Raw genomic sequence first — 20,139 nt, forward strand, 5'->3', positions numbered from 1 at the left:
TTGAAGCCTCGCCGCCGGGGGATTTCGCAGCTTGGGAAGGTCAGTCAGAGAGTGGGACAAGGGCAAGCCGTCAGCCGGAGTCGGCCTCGGAGTCGGGCCGGTGGACTCCGAACACGTGCCCTTCGACGCGGGCGACCCGGTCGGCCGTGTCCACTCGCGTCTCCACCAGTTCGGTACGGACGGCGTCGATGCGGTTGCCCAAACGCTCGTCGACCCCGCCGATTTCGGCGCGCAGTTCCTTGCGCTGATTGCGCGACAGGCCACAAAGGATGACGCAAACGCCGATCAGGGTTGCCGCCAGGATGAGGTCGGCGATCAAATCCGTTCCCATGGTGTCGCAAAGACTCCCGTAAAGGTTCGCGAGCGAGCGCTCCCGTGCCGAACCTGTGGTCGCCGGTCAACGTGCCATCATCTGGAGAGCGAATCGACCAGCAGGGAGACAGCGTTACGATCACGTCCTCGGGGACGAAGGGACACTCATGTTACAAGCGTTTGACGAGCGGAACCGCGATCTCATCGTCAACGTGAGCGGGACACTCGTTCACCGCGACGAGGCCGGCGTCAGCCCGTTCGACTCGGCGGTGCAGGGGGGCGACGCGGTCTGGGAGGGGCTGCGCCTGTACGACGGCCGCATCTTCAAGCTGAGGGAACACCTCGCCCGGCTCCGGTCCTCCGCCCTGGCGCTCGCCTTCGCCGAGATCCCTGCGGATGAGGAGATCATCGACGAGATCCGCCGGACGCTCGCCGCGAACGGCATGCGCGACGGGGTGCATATCCGGCTCACGCTGACCCGGGGGGTGAAGTTCACCAGCGGCATGGATCCGCGTCTGAACCGGTCGGGTCCCACGCTCATCGTGCTCGCCGAGCACAAGGCGCCGGTGTACGAGCGGTCGGGCCTCACGCTGATCACGAGTTCGCTGCGCCGCTTCGGGCCCGACACGCTGGATCCGAAGATCCACCACGCGAACCTCCTGCAGTCGATCCTGGCCAAGATCGAGGCGAACGCGGCCGGCGCAGATGACGCGCTGATGCTCGACGGCAACGGCTTCATCGCCGAGACGAACGCGACGCATCTCTTCTTCGTGCGCGACGGCGTCGCGTTGACCAGCCGGACCGTCGCCTGTCCCGAGGGGATCACCCGCGCCACGGTGCTCGAACTCTGCGCGGAGCACGGCATCCCGAGCCGGGTGACGGATCTCTCCCTCACCGAGGCCTACCGCGCGGACGAGGCGTTCTGCACCGGGACAATGGGGGAACTGGCGAGCGTGACGGAAATCGACGGGCGGGTGATCGGAGACGGATCGCCGGGGCCGCTCACGAAGCGGCTCAGCGGCCTCTACCGGGAGTTGACCGCGCGCGCAGGGGTCGTCGTGATCGCCCGCGAGACGTAGGTCCGGTTCGGTCCCGGCCCGCTTCCGCGACACTGATCGTGTGCCCTGCGCGCGGGAAAGTGTTGTCTCGCCATCCCCGGCGCGGAAGCATTATCATCCTCCGTGGAAAGGAGGAGTCCATGACGACTCCCGAATGGCGGGTTCCGGAGCCGCTCGACACCGTCGAAATCGAGGCGGCCGGCGGCGCCCTCATCATGCTCAGGCGGCACGGGGACGTGAAGGGCCCGCGGCTCGTCCTCAGCCACGACAACGGGCTCGCGATCGACCTCTACTACCCCTTCTGGTCGCGCCTCCAGTCCCGCTTCGAGTTGATCGTCTACGACCTCCGCAGCCACGGACGGAACCCGACGGCCGACCTCGCGCACCACAACGTCGCGACCTTCACGGCCGACGAGGAGCGCATCCGGGCCGGCATCGAAGAGCACTTCGGCGCGAAGCCCGCGGTCGGCGTGTTTCACTCGCTGTCGGCGATGGTCGCCCTCAACCACGATCCGCCGGGGCGCGGGTACGCGGGGCTCGTCCTCTTCGATCCGCCCATGTACCTGGCCGACGGCGACCACTACGGCATCGACACGCTCTGGCGGCGGCTGGGCATGCTCGCCCGGCATCGCCAGCCCCGCTTCGCCACGCGCGAGGAGTTCGCCGAGGAGTTCCGGCGTTCGTGGGTGTTCGAGTTCACGCGGCCGGGCGTGGAGCACCTCGCGGCCGAGACGTTGCTCCGCCCCGCGTCGGACGGGGACGGGTACGAACTCCGCTGTCCGCGGGAGTTCGAGGCGCAGGTGTTCGACTACGGCTTCGCGTACGCCTTCGAGCCGGACACGACCGACTTCGCCTGTCCCGTGACCGTGATCGGCGGCGACCCGGGCGTCGAGTTCTCCTCGCTGCCCAGCGTGGATCTGGAGGGACTCATCGGGTGGGACTACGACTTCGTCCCGCACACGACGCATTTCCTCCAACTGGAGAACCCCGAGGAGTGCGTCTCGACGATAATCGCGTTCCTCGAACGGGAGGGCCTCGCGTAGTTGGCCGGGCTGTTACGCCGCGTGGTCACGGGCGCGGAACCTCGCGGTCGCCACCCTCAGGTCGTCGAAGTCGTGCAGATATCGCTCGAGCGCCCGCTGAATGATCTCCTCGCGGCTCTGCTCCAGGGCCGCCGCCGTCGCATCGAGCGCCTCCAGCAGAGCGTCAGGTATGCTGATCTCGCCCATCCTAACCTCCTCCCGCTCACGTCCCGGTCGCGTCCGACGCGGGACAGATCCCCTCCCACATGACATTCATACCGCCTCAAGGCGCCACACGTTCCCGTCGTGACGACCTGCAAAGAGATCCTCCGGAGGTGACCTCGGTCGTCGTCTGGTTCCGGCGGGATCTGCGCCTTCACGACAACCCCGCTCTTGCCCGGGCCGCGGAGTCGGGAAGACCCGTCGTCCCTCTGTTTGTGCTGGATGAGGAGAGCCGCGACGTTCGGCCTCTCGGCGGCGCGTCCCGCTGGTGGCTGCACGAGAGCCTGCGCTCGCTGGCGGAAGGTCTCGCGCGGACGGGGCTCTCCCTCTGCCTGCGGCGGGGCCCGGCGTCCGATGTCCTCCCGGAGGTCGTGCGGGAGAGCGGCGCCGCCCGCGTGGTGTGGAACCGGTGCTACGAGCCGGCGTCCGCCGCGCGCGACGAGAAGATCGAGACGACGCTTCACGCCGCCGGCGTGGAGACGGAGAGTTACCCGGGGTCGCTCCTCATGGAGCCCTGGGAGATCGAGACCCGCCAGAAGGAGCCCTATCGTGTCTTCACCCCCTTCTGGCGGCGGCTCAGGGAGTCGTACCGGACGCCGAAACGTCACCCGGCACCCAGGGAGCCGACTCCCGGTCCCGCGACCGCCGGCGACCGTCTCGACGACTGGGGGTTACAGCCCACGGCGCCCGACTGGGCCGGGGGGCTCCGAGAGACCTGGGAGGTGGGGGAGGCCGCGGCCCGGCGCCGGCTGGCCGACTTCATCGAGGACGGCGTCGGACGATACGGAATCGACCGCGACCGGCCGGACCTGCGGGGAAGCTCACGACTCTCCCCGCACCTGCACTGGGGCGAGATCGGGCCGCACCAGGTGTGGCGCGCCGCGGCTCCCCTGATCGAGGCCGAAGCGCCCGGCGGAAGCGGCCCCGAAGCGCTCCTCCGCGAACTCGCGTGGCGCGATTTCAGCCATCATCTGCTGTTCTACTCTCCGCACATGGAAAAGGACAACTGGCGCCCCGCCTTCGACCGCTTCCCGTGGCGCGAGGATCCGAAGGCGCTCGCCAACTGGCAGGAGGGCCGCACCGGCTACCCGATCGTCGACGCGGGGATGCGCGAACTCTGGCACACCGGCTGGATGCACAACCGCGTGCGGATGATCGCCGCGTCCTTCCTGACGAAGGACCTGCTCGTCCACTGGCGGCACGGCGAGGCGTGGTTCTGGGACACCCTCGTCGACGCCGACCTCGCCAACAACGTCGCCAACTGGCAGTGGGTCTCGGGTTCGGGCGCGGACGCCCAGCCCTTCTTCCGCATCTTCAACCCGGTCAGGCAGGCCCAAAAGTTCGATCCGGCCGGCGCCTACGTGCGCCGCTGGGTCCCCGAGATCGCGCGCCTCCCCGACCGCTCGCTCCACCAGCCGTGGGAAGCTCCGCCGAACGCGCTCAGCGGAGCCGGCATCGAACTCGGCCGTGACTACCCGCTCCCCATGGTCGACCACACCGCAGCCCGCGAGCGGGCCCTGAGCGCCTACCAGCAGATGCGTCATCCGTAGTTACCGGAGTCGTGGCCGAATGGGAGGTGCGCGATGATCGAAGACATCAGGGCTGCCACAAGCGGCTTCGTCCTGCGCTGGACCGTTCTCTGCGGGCTCGGCTTGGCGGGCGGGCTGGCCGTCGGCCTGGGCCTGGCAGCACCGGTCGAGGCGGTCGTGGGCATGGTGTTGGTGACGCCCGTCACCTTGGCGGTGGCCGGTTCGATGTTCGGCGGCGCCCAGTGGCTGGCCCTGGGAAGGAGTCCGCGGTTCGGCGCGTCATGGGTCGGGACCTCGGGTCTCGGCCTCGGTGTCGGCATGACTCTCGGCATCGTGCTGGTCGAAACGCTCGGCCAGGCGTTGACCGGCGAGCCGGCGCGCCTGGCGGCGCTCGACATGCTCGGTCGAATCGGCGGCTTGACGTTCGTCGGGGCGTTTGCCGGCCTCGGGCTGGGCGCGGCGCAGTGGCTGGCGCTCCGCGCCGCGGCGCCCGTGGCCCGGCGGTGGGTCGTCAGGTGCGTCGTCGGATTCGGCGCCGGACTGCCCGCCGGCAGCCTGGTCGCGGAGTTCGTGGGGGGACTCCAGAGCCCGGTCGGGTTCGCCACCTTCCTGGGAGTCGCCGGATTGACACTGGGAGTGTTCACGGCCAGGGGCGGGGCGGCGATTGCCGCCGGACTCGCGCCTCGACGCGGGGACTGAGCCGGCGGCGCGGCTCGCGCCACGGCCGCGGCCTCTCCGCGTTCAGCCAGCCAGCGTCCGGCTGAGCCGGTCGAGCGCCTCGCGAGCGTCACGTAGCGCGCGCTCGGCATCGTGTCTCTCGCGGATGATCTCCACCACGGCTTCCTTGTGCCGTCGGCGGGGCAACGTGCCGGGTTCGGCGGCGTACGGCGCTTCGGGAGTATCCTCGTCGTACCGCGCCATGATGCGCCGAAAGACTTCGCCGGCCGACTCGCCCTTCCTGCCGCCCAGCCGGATGCCGTTCACGTACGTGTCGTAGGACCGGAGGCCCCGCTTCAACACCTCCGAGATCGAGTGGCCGGTCTTTTTCCGGAGATCCTCGAGGATCGCCTCTTCTTCTTCATTGAGTCGTACCGTCCGCAGGCCCACCGACCTTCCCCCGGCTGTCATGTAGTGTGACGGGTTGTAGTACACATGTAATACAACGTGTCGATGACCACAAATGTGACGAGCCCGGCCGATGGGCAACGATCGTCTGGCGGGCCTTGTTTCTAAGAGGGACACCTAACTGGTACGTTGAAGCCGCCGACAGAGACCGCGTTCGGAAGGGAAGGGTCAGCGACCGCGTGTTCGAGTTTCTCTTCAAATACAGACCCGTCGTGTTCGAACGCGGCGACCTCTCCCTCGCCGCCCCCTGGTGGGGGGTGATTCTCGTCCTCCTCGCGGTCGCCGCGGTCGTCTGGTTCGCGCTCGAATACCGCCGCGTCGGACCCACGGTGGAGGCGCGCGACCGGTGGGTGATGATGGGACTGCGGGCGACCGCGCTGGGCGTCCTCGCCTTCCTCCTGATGCGGCCCGTTCTCCTCGTCTCGACCGTCGTCCCGCGGCGGAACTTCGTGGCCGTCCTCCTCGACGATTCGCGCAGCATGCGCGTGGCGGACGAGAGCGGGGAAACGCGCGCGCAGCGGATGCTCGACCTCTTCGGTGGCGAGGAGGAGGATCCGGCGGGCGGAACGGGCGATCCGCCGGCCGATCCCCTGGCCGCCGACCCCGGCGTGTCGGGTTCCGCGGCCATGGAGCCCGCGACCGCGGACCCCGCCGACGGGCAGGCGTTCGCGACGCAGCGGGGCGAGGGCGCGCTCCGGCAGGCGCTCGAGGACCGTTTCCGCCTGAGGATGTACGGGTTCGACTCCGACGCCGATCGCATCGACGGGGCTGGCGAGCTGGCCTTCACGGGCCCCCGCACGAACCTCGCCGCAGGGCTCACGCGCGTGCAGCAGGAGATGGCCGGACTCCCGCTCTCCGGAATCGTCATCGTCACCGACGGCGCGAACAACGATGACGAAGCGACCCCGCCCCTGTCGGCGGCGCTGCTGTCGGCGCGCGCCGCGGGGATCCCCATCTACACGGTCGGGATGGGCTCGGAGCGCATCGCCCCCGACGTCGAGGTGCGTCGCGTGGAGGTGCCGCGGGCGGCGCTCGAGGGGACGACGATCGTGGCCGACGTCATCGTCTCGCACGCGGGCCTGGCCGGACGCACGGTGCGGCTCGACGTGGAGGACGAAGGGCGCATCGTGGGCACGCGCGATCTCACGCTCGGGCCGGACGGCGAGGAAGCCGTGCAACTCCAGTTCACCCTGGAGGAGTCGGGGCCCCGCGCGATCCGTTTCTTCGTGGACCCGCAGGAGGGGGAGGCGCTGACCGGCAACAACGAGCGCCAGGTCCTCGTCGAGGTCGGGGACACGCGCCGCAAGATCCTCTACTTCGAGGGCTCGCCGCGCCCGGAGAACAAGTTCGTGCGCCGCGCCGTGGCGGACGACGAGAACCTGCACGTCGTGACGCTCCTGCGGACGGCCGACGAGAAATACCTGCGGCTCGACGTGGAGGGCCCGGGCGAACTCGCCGGCGGGTTCCCGGACACGCGCGAGGAGTTGTACGAGTACGACGGGCTGATCCTGGGCAGCGTGGAGGCGAGCTTCTTCACGCACGACCAGTTGCAGATGATGGCGGATTTCGTGGGACAGCGCGGGGGCGGGCTTCTCGTGCTGGGCGGGCGGCGGTCGCTGGGAGAGGGCGGCTATACGGGGACGCCGCTGGCCGACGCCCTGCCCGTGGTGCTCGGGGGAGCCGGCGAGCCGGATGTGCTCGAGGTGTCGGCGGAACTCACCCCGGCGGGCCGCCGGCACGCGGCGATGAGGATCGCGGAGGCCGCCGAGTCTTCCGCCGAGCGCTGGACGGAGCTTCCGCCCCTCACCTCCGTGAACCGCGTGTTCGAGCTGAAACCGGGGGCCGTCGACCTCCTCCGGGGCGTACCGGCCGAGGGCGCTCCGCGCATGCTCCTCGCGCACCAGAGGTACGGACGCGGGACGTCCATCGTGTTCGCCGCCCAGGACTCGTGGCTGTGGCAGATGCACGCGGACATCCCGCTGGAGGACGAGACGCACGAGACGCTGTGGCGGCAGTTGCTCCGCTGGCTCGTGCACGATACGCCGGGGCGCGTCCGCCTCGACTCGGGCGAAGACGTCGTGCCGATGGGCGAGCCGCTGCGGATCCGGGCCGAGGTGGAGGACGAACGATACCTGCGCGTGAACGGAGCGGACGTCGTCGCCACGGTGACGGGACCGGGGGGCGTCGCGTCGGAGGTCCGGCTCGACTGGACGGTCGAGCGCGATGGTGAGTACGAAGGGCGTTTCGTGCCGGCGGAGCGGGGGCTGCACAGCGTGCAGGTCCGCGCGGCCGGAGCCCGGATCGGGGGCCCGGGGGCCGGGGCCGAGACGAGCCGCGATATCGCGGAAGGAGTGAGTTTCTTCCGGGCGGGGACGCCCCGGATCGAGGAGTTCGGAGCGGGCCGTCGCACGGAACTGTTGCGCCGGATCGCCGACGAGACGGGGGGCCGGTTCTACACGGCGGATGACGCGCAGGTGCTGGCCGACGAGATCCGCTACACGGAGAGCGGCGACACCGTGTACGAGGAGCGCTCGCTGTGGGACATGCCGATCCTCTTCCTGCTCCTGGCGGGTCTGCTGGGCGGGGAGTGGGCGTACCGGCGGCGGAAGGACCTCGCGTGATCCGCGGCGCGCGAGCCGCCTCGGTCTCCGCGGTCCTCGCCGCGGCGCTGCTCCTCGGCGCCGGCGCCGCGTCCGGCCACTCCGCCACGGCTCAGGCGGCTCCCGCCGCGCCGCGGACCCATGTGCTCGTCGTCACCGGCCTCGGGGGCGCCCCGGAGTACTCCGAGCAGTTCCGCACGGAAGCCGAAGCGCTGCTCGACGCGCTCGACAGCCGGCTCGGCGTGCGCGAAAACGTCGCGTGGCTCGCGGAGGACGAGGCCCTGTCCCCCCGAGTCGCGGGCCGGGCCAGCCTGGAAGCGGTCGAGCGGGAAGTGCTCGGCATGGCGAACCGGGCGGGGCCCTCGGACGTGGCGCTCATCCTTCTGCTCGGTCACGGGAGCGGCCGTGGCCAGGAGTCGCGCTTCAGCCTTCCCGGCCCGGACCTGTCGGGGGAGGCGCTCTCGATGTGGCTCCACGCGTTTCCGACGCAGACCGTGGCGGTGGTGAACGCGGCGAGCGCCAGCGGCGGGTTCGTGCCCGCGCTCGCCGGAGAGCGGCGCATCGTCGTGACGGCCACACGCTCCCCGCGCGAGCGCGAGCGGACCCACTTCGGCGGCTTCTTCATCAATGCTTTCGCGCTCGACGAGGCGGACGTGGACAAGGATGAACGGGTGTCGCTGCTCGAGGCGTTCCGCTACGCGACCGGCGAGGTCCGCCGCCGGTACGAGCGGGACAACGAGATGCTGACCGAACACGCCCTGCTGGACGACGACGGGGACGGCGAGGGGTCGCTCGAGCCGAGTCCGGACGGACCCGACGGGACGCTCGCGAGCCGGTTCTTCCTCGCCCAGGCGCCGGTGGCGATGGCGGGGGCCGCGGCCGACGACCCGGCCGTGGCCGCCCTCCTGGCGCGGAAGCGCGAGGTGGAGGACGGGATCGCCGCCCTCCGTGCGCGCCGCGACGAAATGGAGGAGGAGGACTACGACGCACAGCTCGAGACGCTCCTCGTCGAGCTCGCCCGCCTCAACCGCGCGATCCGCGATGGAGGGAGTGGCCCGTGCGCCTGACCCCGCGCCCGCCCCACCGGTCGAATGGGCGCGCGATGCGGGTCGCGTTACCGGCGCTGGCGCTCGTGCTCGCGGCGCCGCCGTCGGGGCGCGCGCAGGAGCGTACGGAGGCGGACGGGGGCGGCGGGCCGCTGGCCGCGGCGCTCGAGGCGCACCAGACCGGCGACTACGGGCAGGCGGTCGCGGCTTACCGGTCACTGGCCCGCTCCGGGCGCGAGTTCCCGGCCTCGGCGCGGGGGTGGGCGCGCTCGCTCGCCGCGACCGGCGAGTACGAGGCCGCGCTCGAAGCCCTCGACCGGGCCGCCGCGCGCGCCCCGGACGGAGCGGACGCGGACACCGAACTCGCCCGCGCGCGCGGGCGTCAGTTGTACGCGCTCGGACGCCTCGACGACGCCGAGGCGAACTTCCGCCGGGCCATCGAGGGCCGGGCCGGTGACGCCCAACTCGCACGGCTCGACCTGGGCCGCCTCCTCTTCGCCCGCGGCGCGCGCGAGGAAGCCGTCGCCCTGTTCGACGGGTTCATCGACTTCTACAACCGCGCGCGACGCCTCGAGCCTGCGGAGCTGCGCGCCGTCGGCGCCGCCCTGAGGTACCTCGGGGCCCGCGACCCCGACCTCTTCCACGACGCCGTACGCGCCTTCGAGGAGGCCATCGCGGCGGACCCGGGCGACCCCGAGCCGCGCATCGACCTCGGTTTACTCTTTCTCGACAAGTACGACAGCTTCGAGGCCGGGCCGCTGATCGAGGAGGCGCTGGCCCGGAACCCGGCCCACGCGCGCGCCCTCCTGGCGAAGGCGCGCCGCGCGAAGTTCGACGGCTCCTCCGAGGCGCTCGAACTCGCGCAGCAGGCGCTGGAAACGAACCCCCGCCTCACCGAAGCCCGCGCCTTCCTGGCGCGGCTCTATCTCGAGCTGGAGGACGTGGACGATGCCGAGGCGGAGGCCCGGCGCGCGTTGGAGACGAATCCCGTCTCCCTCTCCGCGTGGACGGAGATCGCGGCCGCCGCCCACCTCCGGGGGGACGCGGCCGCCTTCGCGGAGGCGCGCGACCGCGTGCTGCGGCTGGATCCCCGGCACGCCGACCTCTACGTCGCCCTCGCCCAGGTCGCCTACCGCACGCATCGGTACGGCGATGCGGTCGCGTTCGCGCGGCAGGCCGTGGCCCTCGATCCCCTGTCCTGGCCCGGCATGGCGGAACTCGGCCTCAACCAGCTCCGCGTCGGCGACCTGGAGGCGGGGCGCGCGACGCTCGCGGCCTCCTTCGAGGGCGATCCCTTCAACGTCTGGGTGTTCAACACTCTCGACCTGCTCGAGGAGCTGGCCGGGTTCGAGACGGTGGAGAGTCCACGCTTCGTGTTCTCCATGCACCCGGAGGAAGCCGGCGCCCTCTCCATCTACGCCACGGCGCTCGCCGAGGAAGCCTTCGACGCCATGCGCGCCCGCTACGGATTCGAGCCGCCGACGCCGATCTCGGTCGAGGTCTACGACCGGCACGCGGACTTCTCCGTGCGCACGGTCGGACTTGCCGGCATCGGCGCGCTCGGCGTGAGCTTCGGCTCCGTCCTCGCCATGGATTCCCCCGGCGCGCGCCCCGGAGGCGCCTTCAACTGGGGCTCGACGCTGTGGCACGAGATCTCGCACGCGTTCACGCTCGGCTACACTGAGCACCGCATCCCCCGCTGGTTCTCCGAGGGGCTCGCGGTCCTCGACGAGCGGCACGCGCGCGAAGGGTGGGGATCCGACGTGGACCCCGGCTTCCTCGCCGCCTTCAGGGACGAGCGGCTGCCCTCGCTCGAGCGCTTCAACTACGGCTTCGTGCGGCCCGCCTACCCGGGGCAGGTACAGCACGCCTACTACATGGCCTCCCTGCTGTGCGAGATGATCGAGACGACGCGCGGCTTCGACGCCGTGCTCGCCATGCTCGCCGGGTACCGCGACGGGCTGGAGACGCCGGAGGTCGTGGAACGGGCGCTGGGGACGACGCTGCCGGGCCTCGACCGGGAGTTGCGGGACTACATCGAGACCCGCTTCGGCCCGACGTTGCAGGCGCTGGGCGACCCCGAGGCCGGGGCGCCGCCCGGCCCCGACACCTTCGCCGGACTGCTCGCGGCGGCGGCGGAGGCTCACCGCGAGGGCCGCAGGGAGGAGGCGATGCGGTCGCTGGAAAGGGCGCACGAGATCTTCCCCGAGTACGCGGGGCTCGACGCTCCGATCCTCTTTATCGGGCACCTCCGCCGCGAAGCCGGCGACTTCGCGGGCGCCGCGGAGGCCTACCGGACGTACACCGCCCTCAACGAGAACCACTTCGAGGCGCACATGGCGCTCGCGGACCTCGAACAGGCGCTCGGCAACGATGCGGCCGCCCGCGAAACGCTGGAACGCGCGATCTGGATCGACCCCTTCCACCTCGACGTGCACGCGCGGCTCGCCGCCAGCCACGAGACGGCCGAAGCGTGGCCCGAGGCGGTCCGCGAGCGGCGGGCGCTGCTGGCGCTGGCGCCGGCGGATCCGGCGGAGGCCCACTATCGGCTCGCCCTCGCGCTCCACCGGGGCGGCGACGCGCGCGGCGCCCGGAGCGCGGTCCTCGACGCGCTGGAGATCGCCCCCAACTTCGAGGCCGCGCTCGATCTCCTGCTCGAAATCCGCGGCGACCCGGAGGGCGGGCGATGACCGCGCGGACCCGCCGCCTCGCGGCCCCGCCGCTCGTTGCCCGACCCCTCGCGACCGGCGGCCTGGCCGCCCTGCTCACGCTGCTCGCCGCCACCGACCTCGAGAGCCAGCGCCGGCGCGGACGCGGGGGCGGCGGGTTCGGGAACGACCTCGCCGCCTACCAGGAGTACAACACGCCCTACACCGGCGAATTTACCTTCGTCCGCCTCTACTACCACGGCGGGTGGGGCTGGAACCCGGGGTGGTCGCACGACTGGCCCGTAGCCGAGCGCAACTTCGCCGAGATCATGGACGCGCTCACGACGATCGGCCCGCGCAAGGGCGGCGGCAACGTGCTCGCCATGGACGATCCGGACCTGTTCAAGTTCCCCATCGCGTACCTGTCGGAACCCGGCGGCTGGACGATGAACCAGGTGGAGGCCGACAACCTGAGCAACTATCTGCGCAAGGGTGGGTTCCTCATCATCGACGACATGGGAGGCAGGCGGGACCTGGAGAGGACGAGGCAGGGGCTCGAAATCCTGCTACCGGGGCTCGAACTCGTGCAACTCGACGACAGCCACCCGATCTTCGACTCGTTCTTCCACCTGGAGCAGGAGAACATCGAGATGCCGCATCCCTACCGGGGCGGCGTGGCGAGCTACTGGGGGGTCTTCGAGGACAATGACCCCGACAACCGCCTTATGGTCATCGTGAATCACGACAACGACATTGGCGACTACATGGAGTGGTCGGACCGGGGGTTCGTCCCCATCGCCCTCTCCAACGAAGCGTACAAGCTGGGCGTCAACTATGTGGTATACGCCCTGACACACTGAACCCGTCACCGAACCCGGAAGGAGCCGGCATGGAAGCCGACCCCCGCTGGATCGACGCGCCGGACCGCACACCGGAGCAGGAGCCGGACGAGACTCTTGGCGCCGCGCCCGAAGCGACCCCGGACGATGCCGAATTCGCCGACCGCCTGCGCGAGAGCGCCGACGCCGTCCGCGCGGAGCTCAAGAAGGTCATCATCGGCCAGGACGATGTCGTCGAGCAGGTGCTGATCTCGCTCTTCGCCGGCGGCAACAGCCTCATCGTCGGCGTCCCCGGACTCGCGAAGACGCTCCTCATCCAGACGCTCTCCGACGTCCTGCACCTGAGCTTCAACCGGATCCAGTTCACGCCGGACCTCATGCCGTCCGACATCACCGGGACGGACATCATCCAGGAGGACCCGGAGACGGGACAGCGCAAGCTCGTCTTCATGAAGGGGCCGCTGTTCGCGCACGTCGTGCTCGCCGACGAGATCAACCGCACGCCGCCCAAGACGCAGGCCGCCCTTCTCGAGGCGATGGAGGAGAAGCAGGTGACGATCCAGGGCCGGACCTACGGCCTCCCGGAGCCCTTCTTCGTCCTCGCCACGCAGAACCCGATCGAGCTGGAGGGGACGTATCCGCTGCCCGAGGCGCAGCTCGACCGTTTCATGTTCCAGATCAACATCGGCTACCTGCCGGAGGACGAGGAGCTCGAGGTCATCCTCCAGACGACGACGACTGCCGGCGACCCTCCCGGGGCGGTGCTGTCGGCGGAGGCGATCGCGGGCTTCCAGCACCTGGTGCGGAAGGTGCCGATCTCCGAGCCGGTCGCGCGCTACGCCGTCCGGCTGGCCCGGCGCACCCGCCCCGGACGCGACGACGCGCCCGACTACGTGAAGCAGTACGTGGCCTACGGGGGGAGCGTGCGCGCGGCGCAGTACCTCGTGCTCGGCGGCAAGGCGCGGGCGTTGCTGCGGGGCGAGATCAACGTGTCGTTCGACGACGTGCGCGCCCTCTGCGCCCCCGTCTTCCGCCACCGCGTGCTGACGAACTTCCACGCGGAATCCGAGCGCGTCTCGACGGACGATCTCGTCGAACGGCTGCTTGACGACGTGAAACCGCCGAAGTCGGGGATGTAGGGGGCGGGCCGGATCATGCGGGCGCGAATCGCCTCCAGGACGGTGCCGGGAACGCAGTTCCTCGATCCGGCGGTGCTCACCCGGATCGGGAACCTCGAACTCGTGGCGCGTTCGGTGGTCGAGGGCTTCATCGCCGGGGCGCACGGGTCGCCCTTCGTCGGGCTGTCGCTCGACTTCGCCGCGCACCGCCAGTACCTGCCCGGCGACGACATCCGCAAGATCGACTGGAAGGTGTACGGCCGCACCGACCGCCACTACATCAAGGAATACGAGGCCGAGACCAACGCGAACATCTTCTTCGCCGTGGACGCTTCCCGTTCCATGGACTACGGCTCGCGCGGGATCACGAAGCTCGACTATGCCCGCTACCTGGCGGCGTGTCTCGCCTATCTTTCCGCGAGCCAGCGCGACCGCGTGGGCGCGGCGATCTTCGATGAGAAGTTGCTCGAGTACATCCCCCCCTCGGTCCGGCACCGCCGCCTGATCCTGGCGGCGCTCGACCGCGTCCGGGCCGAGACGGCGGGCGATCTGGCGCGGCCCCTCACGCAGGTGGCCGAAAGCCTGACCCGGAAGGGGATCGTCGTTCTCGTCTCCGATCTGTACACGGAGCCGAAGACGGTCCTCGACTCTGTGGGAGCGCTGCGCAGCAAGGGACAGGACGTGATCGTGTTCCAGATTCTGGACCCCGCCGAGGTCGACTTCCCGTTCGAGGCGGCGCGGTCGTTCGAGGATCTTGAGACGGGGGAACGGCTTCCGGTGACCCCCGACGTGATGCGCGAGGAGTATCTCTCCCTGGTGGAGGGGCACGTGGGCGAGATCTCGAAGCTGATGATCGAGCGCGCGATCGACCATGAACTCGTCGTCACCTCGACGCCGCTCGACGCCGTGCTCTTCCGTTACCTGTCGCACCGGTCGCGGCGCCTGAAGGGCAAGGACCGATGAGTTTCCTGACCCCGTGGTTTCTGGCCGGGCTCGGAGTGCTCTCCATCCCGGTCATCATCCACCTCACGCATCGCCAGCGCAGCCGGGTGACGGTGTTCCCGTCGCTGATGTTCCTCCGCAAGCTGCCCTTCAAGACGATGAACCGGCGCCGGATCCGGCATCCTCTGCTCTTCGCCCTGCGCTGCATCGCGGTCATCCTCCTCGCGCTCGCCTTCTCCCGGCCGTTCTTCGACTCGGTGGCGGAGGTGGAGGCGGGGTCGGCCCGCGACGTCGTCATCCTCCTCGACGTGTCGGCGAGCCTGGACTACGAGGGGCGCTGGGAGGCCGCGCTCGATTCCGCGCGCGCCGTGCTCGATGGTCTCGCCGAGGGGGATCGCGTCGCGGTGGCGACGTTCGATGAACGCGCGCGGGAGCGGGTGCCGCTGACGCTCGACCTCGTCGCGGCCCGTGACGCCCTCGCGGATCTGTCGACGACCGACCTCGGGACGCGGCTCGAAGCGGGGATCCAGCTTGCGGGGCGGATCCTCGCGGAGTCGGAGGACCGGACGCGGGAGGTGGCGCTCGTCTCGGACTTCCAGCGCACGGGATGGGAGGACGGCGGCCGCGTGCGGCTTCCCGACGGGGTCTCGTTGCGGGCCGCGAGCGTCGCGCCGGAGGAGGCCGCGAACGTCGCGCTGGCGGACGCGGCGGTGCGGGCCGCGGACGACGGGCGTGTCCGGCTCCTGGCCCGGCTCGCAAACATGGGCGACGCGCCGGTGGAGGGACTCCCGGTGTCGCTCGAGATCGCGGGGCGGACGGTTGCGACGGTCCCGGTGGACATGCCGCCGCGCGGCGTCGGCACGGCGGTGTTCGATGACCTCGCCCTCCCTGAGGGACGGAGCCGCGGGCGCCTCACGGTCCCGGGGGACGGGCTGGCCATCGACAACGAGTTCCGCTTCATGGCGGCGCCCGAAGCGGGTCTGCGCACGCTCATCCTGGAGAACAACCGCAGGGGATCGGAGGGGAGCCTCTTTCTCGAACGCGCCCTCGGCATCGGCGACGCGCCCCGCATCGAGACGTCGCGGACGCCGGCTGCGGATCTCGCCGCCGGCGCGCTCTCGTCGTCGGATTTCGCGATCCTCAACGATGCGGACCTCGCCGACGCGGGCCGGGCCGGCCGGCTGCGCGAGTGGGTGAGCGACGGCGGGGGCCTGCTCGTCGTCCTGGGGCGGGATGCGAGCATGAATCGGTGGTCCGACGCCGGACTGGCACTGCTCGGCGCCGGCCCCGGCTCCCTCGTGGATGCTGCGGACGGCCGTCGGCTGTCGTGGCTCGACTACGACCATCCCGTGTTCGAGTTGTTCTCCGGTCCTCGCAGCGGGGACTTCTCGGGCGCGCGCTTCGACCGATTCTGGAGCCTGGAGCCTGCCGAGGGCACGGCCGTGGTGGCCCGCTTCGACAGCGGGGAACCCGCCCTGTACGAACATCCGGTGGGCGAGGGCCGCGTGCTGGTCTGGACGTCGACTCTCGACCGCTTCTGGAACGACCTCGCGCTGCAGCCCGTCTTCCTGCCCTTCGTGCACCGGCTGGCGCTGCATGCCACCGGATACCGGGAGCCGGAACGCTGGATCGAAGCCGGGGGCGTGCTCGAACTCACGGCCCTCGTCGGATCAGGCGCGGCAGGTGTCGCGGGGCTCGCCGGGGACGAGGCCGAGTGGGTGCTGGTGGATCCGGACGGCGACCGGCAGCCGGTGGAAGTCGGCGAAGGGCCGACGTGGATCGAGTTTCCGCGCGCGGGCTTCTACCAGGTAGCGCTCCGGGACGACGCCGGCCGCGCGACAACCGTGGCGGTGAACCCCCGGATCACCGAATCTGATCTGACGCCGGTCGCGACGGAGCGCGTGACGGAGGCCGTGGCGGGCGTCGCGCCGACGGCGGCGGGAGCCGATGGCGACGGCTCGACGGCGGACGGGGAAACGGTGCCGCGGCGCGCCGAACTCTGGCGGGTGCTGCTGCTGCTCGCGGGGCTCGTGCTCGGAGTAGAAAGCGTGCTGGCGAACCGCTGGGCGCGCCAGCGTCCCGTGTCAGGGCTGGCGGGCGCCTGAAAGGGAGGATGACGATGCAGCGATGGGCGAAGAAGCGGAACACGGAGCAGCAGCTGCTGGAAGTCGTCCGCGATGTGAGGCGCCGCTGGCGCGTACGCCAACTCATCCAGGGCGTCGCCGTGACGCTGGGGATCGGTTTCGCCGTCTTCCTCATCGCGACCTTCGGGATCGACCGGCTGCGTTTCGACGACGGCGCCGTGCTCGCCTTCCGCATCCTGCTCTGGGCCGCCGCCGCGGGCCTCCTCGCCTGGTTCGTCGTGCGTCCGCTCCTGCGCCGGGTCTCGGACACGCAGGTCGCGCTCTACCTGGAGGAGCATGAGCCGTCGCTCAAGGCGGCGTTCCTCGCGGCCATCGAGCGCGCCGGGTCGCCGGGCGCCCGCTCCGGCCTCGATGCTCGTCTGCTGGAGGTCGCGGCACGGCGCGCCCGCCGCGTGGACCGGGGGCGCCGCGTCGAGCGCGACCGGCTGCGCCGCTCCACCGCCTGGTTCGCGGGCGTCGCCACGGCCGTGCTGCTCATCGCCCTCTTCGGTCCCGCCTTCCAGGGCACGGCGGGCTCGCTCCTCCTGAGCCCCTGGAAGACCGCCGACGCCGCCAATCCCTACGCGATCTCCGTGGACCCCGGCGATGCGCTCATCGCTCGTGGCTCGGATCAACTCGTGCGCGCGTTCCCGCAGGGGTTCGAGACCGACGAAGTGGAGATCGCCGTCCGGCGCGGCGAGTCGGAGGCGTGGGAACGCTACTTCATGACGCCGGCCGCGGAGGACGCCGCGTTCGAGATCCTCCTCTTCGACCTCGACGAGCCCACCGACTACACGGTGAGTTCCGAGGGCGTCCGGTCGCCCGTCTTCACGATTGAGGTTGCGGACCTTCCCTATGTGGACCGGATCGACCTCGAGTACCGCTTCCCCGCGTACACGGGGCTGAGCCCTCGGACCGTCGAGGACGGCGGCGACATCGCCGTGCTGCGGGGGACCGAGGTCCGTCTCCGGGTGACGCCGACGATGGCCACGGAGGCGGCGCGGCTCGCGTTCGACGGCGACGAGGAGGGCGCGGCGCTCGTACCCGTGGATGGTGCGTTCGAGACGAGCTTCACGGTGACCGGCGAGACCTTTTACCGCATCGAGTTCATGGGTCCGGGCAACCGCTTCGTCATCGGCTCGCCCGACTACCTCGTCGAGCCGCTCGACGATCAGTCGCCCGGAGTCCGGATCTCCGAACCCGGACGGGACACGCGCCTCACGCCGATCGAGGAACTGTACGTGGAGGTCGAGGCAGAGGACGACTTCGGGCTCGGGCAGGTGGAACTCCTCTACTCGGTGAACGGCGGGGAGGAATCGTCCCGCGTGCTCCACGGCACGACCCGTGGCGGGACCACGCAGCTCTCCGGCGGACACACCTTCTTCCTCGAGGAGTTCGGCCTCGCGCCGGGCGATGTTCTCTCCTACTACGCCCGCGCGACGGATCTGCGCTCCGGCGGGCCCGGCGGCGGGGTCGAGAGTTCGGACATCTACTTCGTCGAAATCCGTCCCTTCGACCGGAACTACCGCCAGGCCGAGCAGGGCGGGGGAGGGGGCGGAGGCGGCGGTGGGGCCGGCATGGGCGGCGAACTGTCCGAACAGCAGCGGCAGATCGTCGCGGCGACCTTCCGCCTGGACCGCGACGAAGACGAGTTCGACGAGGAGGAGATGTCGGAGAACCTGGCCACGCTGACGCTGTTGCAGGGGCGGCTGCGACAGCAGGTGGAAGAGCTGATCGCGCAGATGCGGCAGCGCGGCGTGGCGGGCGATCCGTCGCTCGAGACCGTGTTCCGCGAACTCCCGCAGGCGCCACCCGCCATGCTGGAAGCGGAGACGAGGCTCGGGGAGCGGCGGCTCAGCGAGGCGCTCGCGCCGGAACAGCGCGCGCTCCAGCACCTGCAGCGCGCCGAAGCCGCGTTCCGCGATGTGCAGGTGCAGCAGGGCGGCGGCGGAGGCGGCGGTACGCCCGGGAGCGTGGGGGCGGGGGCCGAGGAACTCGCGGACCTGTTCGAGCTGGAACTGGACCGCCTGCGGAACCAGTACGAGACCGTTCAGCGGGGCCAGCAGCAACAGCAGGATCAGGAGGTCGACGAGGCGCTGCAGAAGCTCGAGGAGCTGGCGAGGCGCCAGCAGCAGATGAACGAACGCGCGGCCGCGCAGCCGCGGGGCGCCGCGGGCGGCGGCCGGGGCCAGCAACAGCAGATGATCCAGGAGACGGAGGAGCTGGCCCGGGAACTGCAGCGCCTGGGTCGCGAGGGCGACCGGGCGGACGTCGAGGAATCGGCGCGCCGGCTGCAGCAGGCCGCGGACGAGATGCGGCGGGCGCAGGCGCAGGGTCGCCGCGGGCAGGGACAGGCGGAGGCCTCGAATGCCCTCGACCGGCTGCGCGAGGCACGCCGTCTGCTGGAGAACCGCCAGGTCGCGGCGGTGGAACGGGAGGTCGAGGACGCCGCGCGGCGGGCCGAGCGCATCGCGGAGCGTCAGCGGGAACTGCAGGGCGACGTGAACGAGGATCCGACGGGCAGCGACCGGGACCGCTTGACCGGGCTGCGCGAACGCAAGGCCGAACTCGCCCGCGAGGTGGACCGGCTGGAGACCGACCTCGACCGCCTGGCGCGCGAGGCGCGGCAGGATCAGCCGGACGCTGCCCGCCGCCTCGTGGAAGCCGCCGGCGAGATCCGCGAGAGCCGCTTGCGGGACAAACTGCTCTTCTCGCGAGGCGTCCTCGGCACCCAGACCGAGGACTATGTGCGGAACTTCGAGGAACAGATCACCCAGGACGCGGAGAACGTGCGGGCCCGCGTCCAAGCCGCGCGGGACGCACTCAGCGAGTCGGACCCCCGCCGCCTCGGTCGACAACTGGACGAGACGCGCGATCTGGTCCGCGGCCTCGAGTCGCTCCAGGAGCGCCTGCAACAGGGCGAGGATGGCCAGGGCCAGGAGGGGCAGGGTCAGCAGGAAGGCCAGGGTCAACAGCAGGGCCAGGAAGGGGAGGGTCAACAGCAGGGCGAGGGTCAGCAAGGCGGGCAGGGCGAGCAAGGCGGCGAGGGCCAGCAGGGCGGCCAGCAGCAGGGCGAGGGCCAGGGACAGGGAGGTCGTGGCGGGCAGCCGGGGCAGCCCGGCCAGGCCCCTCGTGGCGGCCAGGGGTTCGCGCCCGGCGGGGGCGGGGGAGGCGGCGGCGGACCGTGGCTGTCGCCCGAAGACGTCCGGCAGTTCCAGCGCGAATTCCGCGAGCGGGGACAGGACGCGCGTCGTCTGCGCGACGAACTTGGCCAGGAGGGCGTCGACGTCGGCGACCTCGACCGCGCCATCGCTGGGCTCGACCGCCTGCGGACCATGGGGGACTTCGACGATCCCGAGGAACTCGCGGCGCTCCAGGCCGATGTGCTGCGCGGCCTGAAGGACTTCGAGTTCGCCCTCCGCCGTGAACTCGGGTCGCAGATCGAACGCTTCTTCCTCTCCGGGTCGGACGACGTCCCCGAGGAATACCGCGAACTCGTCGAGGCGTACTACCGGGCGCTGTCCGAGGACCCACCGCCCTGAGCGATCCGCGCAT

15 protein-coding genes are annotated in these 20,139 nt (G+C 70.9%); 12 read left to right on the plus strand and 3 right to left on the minus strand.

The genetic code is table 11. The features are described from left to right. Positions 1-70 precede the first annotated feature (70 nt). Entirely contained in the window at positions 71-319 is a 249-nt protein-coding gene (locus RN901_RS04400) for a hypothetical protein (RefSeq protein WP_310756351.1), read from the minus strand. Between the two features lie 160 nt (positions 320-479). Between RN901_RS04400 and RN901_RS04405 the strand changes: the two genes are divergently transcribed. Next, on the plus strand, positions 480-1,391 hold the full coding sequence (locus RN901_RS04405) for an aminotransferase class IV (protein ID WP_310756353.1): 912 nt from the start codon (positions 480-482) through the stop codon (positions 1,389-1,391). Positions 1,392-1,510: 119 nt separating this feature from the next. Then, the gene (locus RN901_RS04410) at positions 1,511-2,413 is read left to right on the plus strand and encodes an alpha/beta hydrolase (protein WP_310756355.1); all 903 of its coding nucleotides are present in this window, start codon (positions 1,511-1,513) and stop codon (positions 2,411-2,413) included. A gap of 12 nt (positions 2,414-2,425) precedes the next feature. Here the strand turns inward: RN901_RS04410 and RN901_RS04415 are convergent, their stop codons facing one another. After that, entirely contained in the window at positions 2,426-2,599 is a 174-nt protein-coding gene (locus RN901_RS04415; RefSeq protein WP_310756357.1) for a ribbon-helix-helix protein, CopG family, read from the minus strand. A 128-nt stretch (positions 2,600-2,727) separates the two neighbouring features. Here RN901_RS04415 and RN901_RS04420 point away from each other — a divergent pair, with 128 nt between their 5' ends. Both RN901_RS04420 and RN901_RS04425 read left to right on the plus strand, forming a co-directional pair. Continuing rightward, positions 2,728-4,164, plus strand: coding sequence for a deoxyribodipyrimidine photo-lyase (locus RN901_RS04420; RefSeq protein WP_310756359.1), 1,437 nt, complete (start codon positions 2,728-2,730; stop codon positions 4,162-4,164). A gap of 33 nt (positions 4,165-4,197) precedes the next feature. Continuing rightward, complete coding sequence (locus tag RN901_RS04425; protein WP_310756360.1) at positions 4,198-4,842, plus strand: hypothetical protein; 645 nt, start codon at positions 4,198-4,200, stop codon at positions 4,840-4,842. 42 nt (positions 4,843-4,884) lie between these two features. Here the strand turns inward: RN901_RS04425 and RN901_RS04430 are convergent, their stop codons facing one another. Further along, on the minus strand, positions 4,885-5,250 hold the full coding sequence (locus tag RN901_RS04430) for a hypothetical protein (protein ID WP_310756362.1): 366 nt from the start codon (positions 5,248-5,250) through the stop codon (positions 4,885-4,887). A gap of 197 nt (positions 5,251-5,447) precedes the next feature. Here RN901_RS04430 and RN901_RS04435 point away from each other — a divergent pair, with 197 nt between their 5' ends. From RN901_RS04435 to RN901_RS04470, 8 genes are read left to right on the plus strand one after another with little or no spacing between them, the layout of a single operon-like run. Next, on the plus strand, positions 5,448-7,889 hold the full coding sequence (locus RN901_RS04435; RefSeq protein WP_310756364.1) for a glutamine amidotransferase: 2,442 nt from the start codon (positions 5,448-5,450) through the stop codon (positions 7,887-7,889). Next, positions 7,886-8,935, plus strand: a complete 1,050-nt coding sequence (locus RN901_RS04440; protein ID WP_310756366.1) for a hypothetical protein — start codon at positions 7,886-7,888, stop codon at positions 8,933-8,935. The genes RN901_RS04435 and RN901_RS04440 overlap by 4 nt, the downstream gene beginning before the upstream one ends. Then, positions 8,926-11,604, plus strand: a complete 2,679-nt coding sequence (locus RN901_RS04445; protein WP_310756368.1) for a tetratricopeptide repeat protein — start codon at positions 8,926-8,928, stop codon at positions 11,602-11,604. The genes RN901_RS04440 and RN901_RS04445 overlap by 10 nt, the downstream gene beginning before the upstream one ends. Continuing rightward, complete coding sequence (locus tag RN901_RS04450; protein ID WP_310756370.1) at positions 11,601-12,422, plus strand: DUF4159 domain-containing protein; 822 nt, start codon at positions 11,601-11,603, stop codon at positions 12,420-12,422. The genes RN901_RS04445 and RN901_RS04450 overlap by 4 nt, the downstream gene beginning before the upstream one ends. Before the next feature lie 29 nt (positions 12,423-12,451). After that, entirely contained in the window at positions 12,452-13,540 is a 1,089-nt protein-coding gene (locus RN901_RS04455) for a MoxR family ATPase (protein WP_310756371.1), read from the plus strand. A 15-nt stretch (positions 13,541-13,555) separates the two neighbouring features. Continuing rightward, positions 13,556-14,482: a DUF58 domain-containing protein gene (locus RN901_RS04460; protein ID WP_310756374.1), complete on the plus strand. Its 927-nt coding sequence runs from the start codon at positions 13,556-13,558 to the stop codon at positions 14,480-14,482. Further along, positions 14,479-16,566 (plus strand): BatA and WFA domain-containing protein, encoded by a 2,088-nt coding sequence (locus tag RN901_RS04465; RefSeq protein WP_310756376.1) that lies wholly within the window; start codon positions 14,479-14,481, stop codon positions 16,564-16,566. Before RN901_RS04460 ends, RN901_RS04465 begins: the two co-directional genes overlap by 4 nt. Before the next feature lie 14 nt (positions 16,567-16,580). Beyond that, on the plus strand, positions 16,581-20,126 hold the full coding sequence (locus RN901_RS04470; RefSeq protein WP_310756378.1) for a DUF4175 family protein: 3,546 nt from the start codon (positions 16,581-16,583) through the stop codon (positions 20,124-20,126). Positions 20,127-20,139 lie beyond the last annotated feature (13 nt).

The organism is Candidatus Palauibacter soopunensis (assembly GCF_947581735.1).
Classification (GTDB): Bacteria; Gemmatimonadota; Gemmatimonadetes; order Palauibacterales; family Palauibacteraceae; genus Palauibacter; species Palauibacter soopunensis.